Raw genomic sequence first — 11,084 nt, forward strand, 5'->3', positions numbered from 1 at the left:
GTGCTCGCGGGGTGCCTGCCGGCGTTCGGCTGGAATGACACAATGCTGATGGTGTAGCCGATCATGCCGCGAATTACAGGTGTAGACATGACCAGGCACCTTTGCCGTTGTTGAGGAAAGCGCCGCCATGTGTTCGCCGCAACAATTTCAGCGCCTGTGAGATCGAGCGCCGCCCGCGCGGCGCTTCGCGGGGCAAGCCCGCTCCCACATTTGTTTCGGGCCAATTAATTCTGTGGGTTTTTCGCGCGAACGCCTTGGCGTACACCTCGATATCGCGTCGTACAAACAAGGCGGTCGCGCGCGTCAGGCACAGGTAATACTGGCCCGAAACAAATGGGGGAGACCAGTCCTTGTAGGGTTCGACAGGGGTATGGCTGATGCAAGCGTCAAGGCCTCCAGGCGCCTGTCATGAGAGGTTCAGCGTCTGTGAGATCGAGCGGCGCTCGATCTCACAGACGCTGAAGATGCCATGGCGAGCACCTGGCAACCCTGATGCCATTGCCAGAAACCATAAAATCTCCCACATTTGTTTCTGGCCAGTTATGCCTGTGACAGACGCGCGCGACCGCCTTGTTTGTATGACGCGATATCAAGGTGTACGCCAAGGCAAAGGCCACAGGAATGACTGGCCCATAACAAATGGAGCGAGCTTGCTCGCGATGCACCGCGCGAGCGGCGCTTGATTTCGCGTAGAGCGACCGGATCATTCATCAAGCCGGGTTCGCATGCATCACTCGCCCCCCGGCCGCCGGCCGATTGACGAACAGCACGTCCAGCACACTGTTACGTAAACCCTTCACCGCATTCCAGTTTGCCGACGCATGCACATACTTGTCGCGCAACAACTGCTGTTCGTCCTCACTCAACCCCGGCTGCCGGGTTTCGCCCAAGGCAAACGCATGCAATTTGCAGCTGATCGGCAGCAACTCATCTGGTAACCGGTGTTCAGCCTGCCCACCCAACGGCGCAAACGGCACGCCCGCCCGTATCGCCAGCTCGCGCATCACGCTCAGGTACACTCGCGAAAGCTGCCCTGCCACTTCTCGCTCGCGGTACAGCGCCGCATACACCTGCTTTTGCGCCTCACTTGGCCGGCCGCCGGCAATCGGCTCCTCCCAGGTCAACACCCGCGGCCTGGGTTCACCCATTGCGGTATACGCCGAAGCCAGCAAGGTGCTCATCGTGGCATGCACCCGACTCTTACCCGCAGGCAGCCCCGCCGGCACCCGCTGGGACTGTGGCTTGCACAGCAGCACCTGTTCCAGCGTGACCTCCGGGTACCCCCCACCAATATTCGAATGCACACCCGGCACGACAATGTCGTGGCCACTGCCCACCAGCGGGAAGTTGTGCCGCTGCTCATCGCCCGCGACCAGTTGCACCATGTGCCGGGCAATGCCGGCACCCAGGCCCACGCGCAGGCCGCCATGGCGGTTGTCGGCGGGGTCGAAGTCACCCTGTAACGGCGCGATGATCGCTGCCACGGTATCGAACAGCCCGATGAAGTTGATCGTGATGTCACACGCCACTGGTAACAGCCCGCCTGCGTCGTCGTGCAGCAGGTTGGCCAGGTGCCGCGCTGCGGCCGCGCCGCGGCTGAACCCGAACAGGTCGAACTCGACCCGGGCCAGCGATGCCTGCGGGTGCGCCCGGCACCAGCCCCGCAGTTGCCCGGCGATCCCCTGCAGCGCCTCGCCAACCCGGGCTTCAGCGCCGGTGCGCCCGCGCCCGGTGGCCGAGGCATAGACATGATCGGCCTCACCGGCCAAGGTGCCCACGCCCTCCACATAACGTTTCAGGAAGCGCAACGGCCCGCCAGCATCGGGCGAATCCGCCGGATACAGTGCGTGCAACAGGGCCACGTTGCTCAACGCGTCAGGGTTGCTGCCGCCCTGTTCGGCCATCGCCATAGCATTGTGCTGGTTGTTACCGGTGCCGTCGAAAAATAGCCCAAACCGCAAGGTCACGGGCGCAGGGTTTGCCCTGCTGTCGCTGCTCGATTTCATCTTCGTGCCTTCTGCTTGCCGAAAAAGCACAAGCAAGCGCCAGCACGCCGTCAGGTAACATCAGGCAAGGGCCAGGCAGCGGTGGGACATTTCGGACCGGCATGCCCCGATGGGTGGATAAATTTACCCGCTGCCATTGGTCGGCGCCCCCCCGGATGCATTAAAGTATCAACCCTCGCCCGGGCCGCTGCCTTCAGCCGCCGCAGGCCCCATACCAGGAACCGTCACCGATGGAACACCGTGAAGCGCTGACAGCGCTGCGCACCTTTCTTTCTTCCCAGATCCTAGGCCAGGAAAAACTGGTCGAACGGCTGTTGATCGTGCTGCTGGCCGACGGCCACATGCTGGTCGAAGGGGCACCGGGCCTGGCCAAGACCAAAGCCATCAAAGAACTCGCAGAAGGCATCGAAGCGCAGTTCCATCGCATACAGTTCACCCCCGACCTGCTCCCGGCAGACATCACCGGCACCGAAATCTACCGCCCGGAAACCGGCAGCTTCGTGTTCCAGCAGGGGCCGATCTTCCACAACCTGGTGCTGGCCGACGAAATCAACCGGGCCCCGGCCAAGGTCCAGTCGGCGCTGCTCGAAGCCATGGCCGAGCGCCAGGTCAGCGTGGGCCGCAGTACCTACGACCTGTCGCCACTGTTTCTGGTCATGGCCACGCAGAACCCGATCGAGCAGGAAGGCACCTATCCATTGCCCGAAGCCCAGCTCGACCGCTTCCTGATGCACGTCAAAATCGGCTTCCCCGACGCCGCCGTGGAGCGACGCATCCTGGCCCAGGCCCGCGGCGAGGCGCTGGGGGGCGAAGTGAAGCCCGAGCGCCGGGTCAGCCAGCAGGCCATCTTTGCCGCGCGCAAGGAAATCCTTGGCCTGTACATGGCCGACGCGGTGGAGGAATACCTGGTCCAACTGGTGATGGCTACCCGCACCCCAGCCAAGTTCGACGCCGAACTGGCCGACTGGATCGCCTACGGTGCCAGCCCGCGCGGTTCCATTTCGCTGGACCGCTGCGCACGTGCCCACGCCTGGCTGGCCGGGCGCGACTTCGTCAGCCCCGAAGACATCCAGGCCGTGCTGTTCGACGTACTGCGCCACCGCATCATCCTCTCGTTCGAGGCCGAGGCTGCGGGGATAGACCAGGACCGCGTGGTCCAGCGCATCCTCGACGTCGTCGCCGTTGCCTGACCCCATGCCCACTGCGCAGCTGGCCGAACCCGGCATCCGCATCGGCCTTGCCGAGCTGATCGACATGCGCCACCGCGTGCGCGAAATCCAGCTGTTTTCCAAGCCTGGCCAGCGCAGCCCGCTGGTCGGCCTGCACCACTCCAAGCTGCGCGGGCGTGGCGTGGATTTCGACCAGGTGCGCGTCTACCAGGCCGGCGACGACGTGCGCAACATCGACTGGCGCGTCACCGCGCGCACCCAGGAACCGCACACCAAATTGTTCCACGAGGAGCGCGAGCGGCCAATTTTCATTCTTGTCGAGCAAAGCCAGCGCCTGTTCTTCGGTTCGGGGCAGATGTTCAAGTCGGTGCTGGCGGCCCAGGCCGCGGCCCTGTTCGGCTGGGCGGCGCTGGGCCACAACGATCGCATCGGCGGGCTGGTGTTCGGCGACAACGACCCCCACGAAATCAAGCCCCGGCGCAGCAAGCAAAGCCTGCTGCAACTGCTCAACCGCCTGGCCAAGGTCAACCAGTCGCTGCACACCGAAGCCGTCCCCCAGGCCGACAGCCTTGGCCTGGCCCTGCGGCGGGCGCGTGAAGTACTGCGCCCGGGCAGCCTGGCCATTGTCATCTGTGACGAGCGCTCATTGACCGCACAGTGCGAACAGCACCTCGCCATGCTCTCGCGCCATTGCGACTTGCTGCTGTTGCCTGTATCCGACCCGCTCGACCACGCCCTGCCCGCCGCCGGCCTGTTACGCTTTGCCCAGCGCAGCGCGCAGCTGGAACTCGACACCCTGGACGCCAACCTGCGCCATGCCTATCGCAAGCAGGCCGAGGCACGCGTCGAACGCTGGGAGCTGATGGCCCAGAAGCTGCGCGTCGTGCTGATGCCGCTGAGCACGCAAAGCGAAATGATCGAGCAACTGCGCGAGTACCTGAACGCCCAGCGGCCACGGAGCGCGTCATGAACCCACTCGACCAGCTGCACCCGCTGCTCGACCCGGCACCGATCGGCCTGTGGCCACCGGCACCCGGCTGGTGGGCACTGCTGGCCATCTTGCCAGTGCTGGGCTGGGGCCTATGGCGGCTGCGGCGCTGGCGCCCGGGCAAACGCCGTGTCGTACGCGCCGAGCAACCGCTGGACCCTGTGCGTGTCGAGGCCTTGGCCGAGCTGGCCCGCCTGCCACGCCCGTACGATGGCGCGCCTGCCGGTGCCTGGCTGCAACAGATCAACGCCCTGCTCAAGCGCCTGTGCCGCAACCACTACCCGGGCGCCAACAGCCACACCCTTAACGGCCGCCAGTGGCTGGCGTTTCTCGACAACCGCTGCCCGGCCGCCGGACTGACCCGCTGGATGGTGCTGGTCGAAGGCGCCTATAAACCCGAGTGCAAGCTCGACGACAAAGCCATTGCCGGCCTCAGCCAAGCCGTCGAAACCTGGATCCGCAAGCATGTTTGAACTGGCCTGGCCGTGGGTCTTCGCCCTGCTGCCGCTGCCGTGGCTGGCACGCCTGCTGCTGCCCGCCGCCGACAGCGGCGAGCCGGTGCTCAAGGTGGGTTTCCTCAACGAACTGGAAGGCCTGGCCGGGCGCCGGGCGCGGCTCAACCTGCCCACCTGGCGCCAGCAGGCGCCGTTCGTGATCATCTGGCTGTTGCTACTGTGTGCCGCTGCCCGCCCCCAGTGGCTGGGCGAACCGGTGCCGATCGCTGCCAGCGGCCGCGACCTGCTGGTGGCAGTGGATGTGTCCGGGTCGATGGACTTCCCCGACATGCAGTGGCAGAACGAGGACATCAGCCGCCTGGACCTGGTCAAGGCGCTGCTTGGCGACTTTCTGCAGGACCGTGAAGGCGACCGCGTGGGCCTGATCCTGTTCGGCAGCCAGGCCTACCTGCAGGCGCCGCTCACCTTCGATCGGCGCACCGTGCGCACGTTCCTCGACGAGGCGCAAATCGGCATCGCCGGCAAGAACACCGCTATCGGCGACGCCATTGGCCTGGCCGTCAAGCGCCTGCGCCAACGCCCGGCACAGAGCCGGGTGCTGGTACTGATCACTGACGGCGCCAACAACGGCGGGCAGATCCACCCGCTGACCGCCGCCCGCCTGGCAGCCCAGGAAGGCGTGCGCATCTACACCATCGGCATCGGGGCCAACCCCGAAGCCAGTGGCACCCCCGGGCTGCTCGGTCTCAACCCAAGCCTGGACCTGGACGAAGCCGCGCTCAAGGAAATTGCCGACATCACCCACGGTGCCTACTTCCGCGCCCATGACGGCGCCGAACTGGACACCATCGGCGACACCCTCGACCAGCTCGAACCGGTGGCCCAGCAACCAACCCAGGCCCGCACGGCCCGGGCCCTGTACGCCTGGCCACTGGCCCTGGCGCTGCTGCTCAGCGTGCTGCTGGTGGTGGCCGTGCAATGGCCCGACAACCTGCTGCAGCGCCTGATGCGCAAACCGCGCTTCCTGCAGCCGCACCCGGAATGGCGCCAGCGCCTGAAGCGCCTGCGGTTAAGGAGGCGGCGATGATCGACCTGTGGCCACAATGGCTGCGCCCGCTGTGGCTGCTCGCCGTGCCCCTGCTCGGCTGGCTGCTGTACAAGCTGTGGCACCGGCGCAAACGCGCCGGGCGCTGGCAGATGATCCTGCCACCGGCATTCCATGGCGTGCTGCTGGGCGGCGGTAGCGGCAGCACCAGCAAGCTGCCGTGGGTGGCGCTGGGCCTGGCCTGGCTTCTGGTGATCCTGGCGCTGCTCGGGCCCAGCTGGCAGCGCGTGGCAGAAAGCCGCCAGCGCCCGGCCGACCCGCTGGTGATCCTGCTGGAACTGACCCCGCAGATGCTTGCCGAGGACAGCCCACCCAACCGCCTGGAACAGGCCCGGCGCAAAATACTCGACCTGCTGGAACACCGCCGCGACAGCCAGACGGCGCTGGTGGTGTATGCCGGCTCCGCGCACACGGTGGTGCCGCTGTCTGACGACCTGGCCACCACCCGCAACTTGCTCGAGGCCATCGACCCGTCGATCATGCCAAAGCCCGGCCAGCGTGCCGATCTGGCCGTGCAAAAAGGCCTGGCGCTTCTGGCCCAGAGCGGCCTCGGCCAAGGCCGCCTGCTCCTGATAGGCTCGGCGCTCAGCCCCGCCGAGCGCCAGGGCATCGTCCAGGCCCTCGGCCGCCAGGGCCCAAGCCTGTTGATGCTGGGCATCGGCAGCCGCGAAGGCGCCCCGGTGCGCCAGGCCAATGGCGAATACCTTAAAGACGACCAGGGCGGCATCCTCTTGCCTCGCCTGGACAGCGCCAGCCTGAAAGGTTTCATCAGCGGCACTGGCGGGCGCTACCGGCATGCCCGCATTGACGACCTCGACCTGCGTGGCCTGGGCCTGTTCGACAACCCGCGGCACGGGCGCAACGACGGCCAAACCCTGCAACTGGACAGCTGGGCCGACCAAGGCTACTGGCTGCTGCTTCCCCTGTTGCTGCTGGCCGCCTGTGGCGGACGGCGCGGCTGGCTGTTCTGCCTGCCGCTGCTTGTGGCCCTGCCGCAGCCCAGCCAGGCCTTCGAGTTCAACGACCTGTGGCTACGCCCCGACCAGCAAGGCCAGCGCTTGCTGCAACAAAACCGCCCGGCCAGCGCGGCGCGGCACTTCCACGACCCGCAGTGGCGCGGCATGGCGCTGTACCAGGCTGGCGACTACGCCGGTGCCGCCGAGGCCTTTTCCCAAGGCGACACGGCCGCAGCCCACTACAATCGAGGCAATGCCCTGGCCCACAGCGGCGAACTGGAAGCCGCTCTGGACGCCTACGAACAAGCGCTGGAGCGCCAGCCCGACCTGCAAGCGGCACTGGAGAACCAGGCCCTGGTGCAGCAAATGCTGCAACAGCGTGAGGCCAAGGCCGAGGAGCAACCGCCCGGCAACGATGCCCAAGGCACGCCCGGTAGCGAAACCGAAGGCAACAGCAGTTCGGCGAGCAGCCCTGCCCAAGGCACACCCGGCAACGAAGAACAAGCCAGCGCCGAACAGCCTGGCGAAAGCAGCAGCAACAGCCAGGCCACGCCCGGTAACCAGGCTGGGGGGGACGACAGCGTCATCCAGCCGCCACAGCGCCCGGTATCGACCAGCCTCGACGCAGAACAGCGCCAGGCCCTGGAACAATGGCTGCGGGAGATCCCCGACAACCCGGCGGAGCTGCTGCGGCGCAAATTCTGGTATGAACAGCAATTGCATCAGGAAAACCCACAATGAGTCGCCTCGGCGTCTTTCTCCTCACCCTGCTATGGGCTGTTCTGGCCCACGCCGAACCGCTCCTGCAGGCCAGCGTCGACCGTACCCGCCTGGAAGCCGGCGAAAGCCTGGAACTGACCCTGGAAAGCCAGGACGTCACCCAGTTCGGCAAACCCGACCTGCGGGCCCTGGAAGGCGACTTCGAAGTGCGCGGCACGCGCCAGCTGAACAGCCTGCACACCCTCGATGGTGAAACCCGTGCCAGCACTCGCTGGATCATCACCCTGCTACCAAGGCGCAGCGGCAGCCTGCGTATTCCCGAACTGCAACTGGGCCAGTCACACAGCCAGTCCATCGAACTGCAAGTACTGCAGGCCGATGCCAGCCGGCAAGACACCTCTCAAGTGTTCATCGAGGCAGCCCTCGACAGCAGCGACGTCTACGTCCAGGCCCAGGCCGTGCTGACCTTGCGCATCTACCACTCGGTAGCGCTGTATGACGACAGCAGCCTGAGCCCGCTGCAGCTGGAAAACGCCAAGGTCGAGCCACTGGGCGAATCGCGCACCTATGAGAAGGAAATCAACGGCGTACGCCACGGCGTGATTGAAACGCGCTATGCCGTTTACGCCCAGCAAAGCGGCACCCTTGAAATCCCACCGCTGACCTTCACCGCTACCGCTGCGGCCAGCAACGACGAAGCCGCGCAGGCCAACGGCACGGCCCGCGCCGGTCGCCAGGTGCAGGTCAGTTCGCTGCCGTTGCGCCTCAGCGTGCGGCCAATTCCGGCAGCCTGGCCTGCCGGCGTACCGTGGCTGCCAGCCCGCAGCCTGACCCTGGAAGAACATTGGAACCCCGACCCCGGCAGCCAGCCGGTGCAGATTGGCGACTCGCTGACGCGCAATATCACTCTGCGCGCAGAAGGCTTGTCCAGCACCCAGTTGCCACCACTGCCGGCCACTGAGATCACCGGCCTGCGCCGCTACCCCGACCAGCCGCTGCTGCGCAACGAAATCAACGAACGCGGCATGACCGCCAACCGCGAAGAGCGCGAAGCCCTGGTACCGACCCACGCCGGGACCCTGGCCCTGCCGGCCCTGGAAGTGGCCTGGTGGAACACCCGCGAGGACCACCTGGAGCACAGCAGCCTGCCGGCGCGCACGCTGAACGTGCAGGACAACCCGGCGCTGAGCGCCGACACCCCGGTGGGTGACAACAGCAGCGCCAGCACCCTGCTGTGGCCCTGGCAGCTGGCCACACTGGTGTTCGCCCTGACCACCGTGCTGGGCTTTGCCCTGTGGTGGCGCGCCCGTTCGCGGCCGGCGGTGCTGCGCGCCGCGCAGAACGGGCCAAGCCCACGCACCTTGCTGGACGACCTCAAGCGGGCATGCCAGGCAAACGACCCCCAGGCTACGCGCCAGGCGCTGGATGCCTGGGCCCGGCAGCAACCGGAAACCCTGGCCGAGATGGCGGCGCGCTTCGTGCCGTTGTCGGATGCGCTGGATGGGTTGAACGGGGCGTTGTACAGCGAGAGTGGGCAGTATTGGCAGGGGGAGGATTTATGGCGGGCGATTGGTACCATTCCGCCGGCTGAGCAGGTGCTGCTGCCGACGGGTGAGAATGGCAGCTTACCGCCGCTCTATCCCAAGTAAGTGGTTGCCTGTGCGGGCCTCTTCGCGGGCATGCCCGCTCCCACAATGACCGCGTACGCCGAGAACCTTGCGCAGTACCTGTGGGAGCGGGCGTGCCCGCGAACACCGGTGCAGCCGGTGCCACCGTAAGATATTTCTGAACCTGCAACCCAATGCTTCAGAATCAACCCGCTTAGGAATTACCCTACGCGCGCTGCCGAACTATCGCTGCTGTCGGGGAAACACCTCACGGATAACGTTTCCGGGTCGCTTCGGTGACCGGGTGTGAGAACCCGACGATAAGCAAATTCCGTCAGCTTTCATGGCGGCCGCGCGCGGGCAGACCAAGACATGCGCGGCCCCTGTAGGAGCGGCCTTGTGTCGCGAAAGGGGCGCAAAGCGCCCCAGGATCTTCGCATCACCGCAAAATCGCCGGGGCCGCCTTGCGTCCCTTTTGCGACACAAGGCCGCTCCTATAGAGACCTTGATCAGAGAGAGGGCTTCATCAACCTGCGAGCACCGGTTGAACTGGCTGACGGATCAGATGGCCCGCTGCCCCTCGAACGGGTTCCAGCTCTGCTGCCCTTTGGTCTGCTTCAGGTAGTAGGCACGGTTGGTCAGGAAGCTGTACAGAAACGCAAACCCCATGCTGATGCCGTTATCCACCGGGCGCGGGATTTCGCTACCTGTCGCGATCTCGTAGTAGCTCAGAAGAACGCCGATGGCGATCATGATGGCCAGCATGACCAGGTTCTTCTTCCACAGTCCCAGCACGAACCAGTAGATCGGGCCGAAGAAAAAGGCGATGAAGTTGTTGTTGATCAGCAGCTTCTTGCCAAATGGCAAGGCGCGGAAAGCGGCTTTGTAGGGCTCGGAGGTGGGTGCGCCGTACTGATCGAAGAAAGCGAAACGCTCCCGCCATTTTGGCTTGAGGTTATCTGGGGTGGATTGGGTTTGTGGAATGCCTTCCATTGGTGACTCCTGTAATTATCGTCCGTGTGTGTCGAATAGCCATGATCATGGCCGGTTCGGAGGGTAAATCAGCATGCCTTTGAGGGCAAGCTTGATACCTTCCCCAAAGCGAGAACCAAGTCACGGAAAGCTCAGGGTCGAACACAGCCACCTTGATATCAAGCTCCACCAGAGCGGCCTGCCCGTCGATGGATTTTCGGAAGTCGACGGGCTTGGGGTAGAGGTAAATTTTTTCGACTTTGGCGTCCGGTCGCATCATGGTGAAGGGGCTCCTGAGAAATCGGAGCACAGCATCGGGCATCAACAAGCAGCTTTGAATCTGGGGCTCATGGAGCGCTTACGTTTCTCCTAGCAGGCAGGCGAATTCGTCGTATTTGAAGGCAAGCTGATTGCCGTCCGGCAGGCTCAGGCCGACCATGTTGCCATGATCGTCGATGGCGTAGTGTTCGCCACTTGGCGATACACGATGTGTCGGCGTTGTTCACCATGCGTTTTATATCAGTCGGGTGGTCCAACGATGTGGCACAGGTGCAGTCGGATGCCGCTGAGGAACCTCGTACATCTACTATTAGACTAACTATTGAGCTGTCGCTCCACCTCATCATCGGCCGCACTCAATATACCCCCTACGAGATTTGAATCAATCTTCCATAGAGACAACTGGGAATCCCCTGCATATTGCTGACCAGAGGGTATTTCGTAGTAAGACGTATTCACTTTCTCTGTATTCAGCACAGCACACACTGACCGAATAAGTTTTGCACGCTCTTGGTAGCCCCCGTCAAAAATCTCCAATTCTAAAACAGGCTCATGCGCCAGAACCGCTGATTTCAACTGCAGCAACGGGACACCAAGTACACGGTGGAGTTTCACGAGAGTTGAAGCTGAAACCCCAGCTCCCTCAATGATAATTGCAATAACAGACATTATAACTCCTCAGGATAGTTTAGATTGACCGGGCGGCGGCAAAAACTGAGTGCAACACCTGACCTTTCCGGTAGGGTGTTGCCATGTCTTATCACGAACTCAGCGTTGAAGAACGCTCCGATATCCAGGTCAGTCTGCTGCGTGGCATGAGCCAGCGC

The 11,084-nt window shown here is 64.2% G+C and carries 10 protein-coding genes; 6 read left to right on the plus strand and 4 right to left on the minus strand.

The features are described from left to right. Positions 1-710: 710 nt before the first annotated feature. Positions 711-2,006: a T6SS phospholipase effector Tle1-like catalytic domain-containing protein gene (locus OO258_RS13295; RefSeq protein WP_266030974.1), complete on the minus strand. Its 1,296-nt coding sequence runs from the start codon at positions 2,004-2,006 to the stop codon at positions 711-713. Between the two features lie 230 nt (positions 2,007-2,236). Here OO258_RS13295 and OO258_RS13300 point away from each other — a divergent pair, with 230 nt between their 5' ends. The 6 genes from OO258_RS13300 to OO258_RS13325 are packed head-to-tail and all read left to right on the plus strand — an operon-like array spanning position 2,237 to position 9,048. Next, a complete protein-coding gene (locus tag OO258_RS13300; protein WP_110748431.1) occupies positions 2,237-3,196 on the plus strand; it encodes an AAA family ATPase in 960 nt (319 codons plus the stop codon). A gap of 4 nt (positions 3,197-3,200) precedes the next feature. Continuing rightward, a complete protein-coding gene (locus OO258_RS13305) occupies positions 3,201-4,145 on the plus strand; it encodes a DUF58 domain-containing protein (RefSeq protein WP_110748449.1) in 945 nt (314 codons plus the stop codon). Continuing rightward, positions 4,142-4,636, plus strand: a complete 495-nt coding sequence (locus tag OO258_RS13310) for a DUF4381 domain-containing protein (protein ID WP_110748434.1) — start codon at positions 4,142-4,144, stop codon at positions 4,634-4,636. Before OO258_RS13305 ends, OO258_RS13310 begins: the two co-directional genes overlap by 4 nt. Continuing rightward, positions 4,629-5,705 (plus strand): vWA domain-containing protein, encoded by a 1,077-nt coding sequence (locus OO258_RS13315; RefSeq protein ID WP_110748439.1) that lies wholly within the window; start codon positions 4,629-4,631, stop codon positions 5,703-5,705. The genes OO258_RS13310 and OO258_RS13315 overlap by 8 nt, the downstream gene beginning before the upstream one ends. Next, positions 5,702-7,420 (plus strand): tetratricopeptide repeat protein, encoded by a 1,719-nt coding sequence (locus OO258_RS13320; RefSeq protein WP_266030979.1) that lies wholly within the window; start codon positions 5,702-5,704, stop codon positions 7,418-7,420. Before OO258_RS13315 ends, OO258_RS13320 begins: the two co-directional genes overlap by 4 nt. After that, entirely contained in the window at positions 7,417-9,048 is a 1,632-nt protein-coding gene (locus OO258_RS13325; protein ID WP_266030980.1) for a BatD family protein, read from the plus strand. Before OO258_RS13320 ends, OO258_RS13325 begins: the two co-directional genes overlap by 4 nt. Before the next feature lie 519 nt (positions 9,049-9,567). On the opposite strand, the gene OO258_RS13330 is transcribed toward OO258_RS13325, so the two are convergent. The 3 genes from OO258_RS13330 to OO258_RS13345 form a co-directional block, all read right to left on the minus strand. Next, positions 9,568-9,999, minus strand: a complete 432-nt coding sequence (locus tag OO258_RS13330; protein ID WP_266030981.1) for a DUF2628 domain-containing protein — start codon at positions 9,997-9,999, stop codon at positions 9,568-9,570. Then, positions 9,962-10,258 (minus strand): IS66 family insertion sequence element accessory protein TnpB, encoded by a 297-nt coding sequence (locus OO258_RS13335; RefSeq protein WP_266030983.1) that lies wholly within the window; start codon positions 10,256-10,258, stop codon positions 9,962-9,964. The genes OO258_RS13330 and OO258_RS13335 overlap by 38 nt, the downstream gene beginning before the upstream one ends. A gap of 314 nt (positions 10,259-10,572) precedes the next feature. Then, the gene (locus OO258_RS13345) at positions 10,573-10,926 is read right to left on the minus strand and encodes a hypothetical protein (protein ID WP_266030985.1); all 354 of its coding nucleotides are present in this window, start codon (positions 10,924-10,926) and stop codon (positions 10,573-10,575) included. Positions 10,927-11,084 lie beyond the last annotated feature (158 nt).

The sequence above is a fragment of the Pseudomonas sp. DCB_BI genome (genome assembly GCF_026240995.1).
Taxonomy (GTDB): Bacteria; Pseudomonadota; Gammaproteobacteria; order Pseudomonadales; family Pseudomonadaceae; genus Aquipseudomonas.

Excerpts from the sequence above, each read along its gene's own strand:
- OO258_RS13295 (WP_266030974.1), bottom strand. The coding sequence starts at position 2,006 with ATGAAATCGAGCAGCGACAGCAGGGCAAACCCTGCGCCCGTGACCTTG.
- OO258_RS13300 (WP_110748431.1), top strand. The coding sequence starts at position 2,237 with ATGGAACACCGTGAAGCGCTGACAGCGCTGCGCACCTTTCTTTCTTCC.
- OO258_RS13305 (WP_110748449.1), top strand. The coding sequence starts at position 3,201 with ATGCCCACTGCGCAGCTGGCCGAACCCGGCATCCGCATCGGCCTTGCC.
- OO258_RS13310 (WP_110748434.1), top strand. The coding sequence starts at position 4,142 with ATGAACCCACTCGACCAGCTGCACCCGCTGCTCGACCCGGCACCGATC.
- OO258_RS13315 (WP_110748439.1), top strand. The coding sequence starts at position 4,629 with ATGTTTGAACTGGCCTGGCCGTGGGTCTTCGCCCTGCTGCCGCTGCCG.
- OO258_RS13320 (WP_266030979.1), top strand. The coding sequence starts at position 5,702 with ATGATCGACCTGTGGCCACAATGGCTGCGCCCGCTGTGGCTGCTCGCC.
- OO258_RS13325 (WP_266030980.1), top strand. The coding sequence starts at position 7,417 with ATGAGTCGCCTCGGCGTCTTTCTCCTCACCCTGCTATGGGCTGTTCTG.
- OO258_RS13330 (WP_266030981.1), bottom strand. The coding sequence starts at position 9,999 with ATGGAAGGCATTCCACAAACCCAATCCACCCCAGATAACCTCAAGCCA.
- OO258_RS13335 (WP_266030983.1), bottom strand. The coding sequence starts at position 10,258 with ATGATGCGACCGGACGCCAAAGTCGAAAAAATTTACCTCTACCCCAAG.
- OO258_RS13345 (WP_266030985.1), bottom strand. The coding sequence starts at position 10,926 with ATGTCTGTTATTGCAATTATCATTGAGGGAGCTGGGGTTTCAGCTTCA.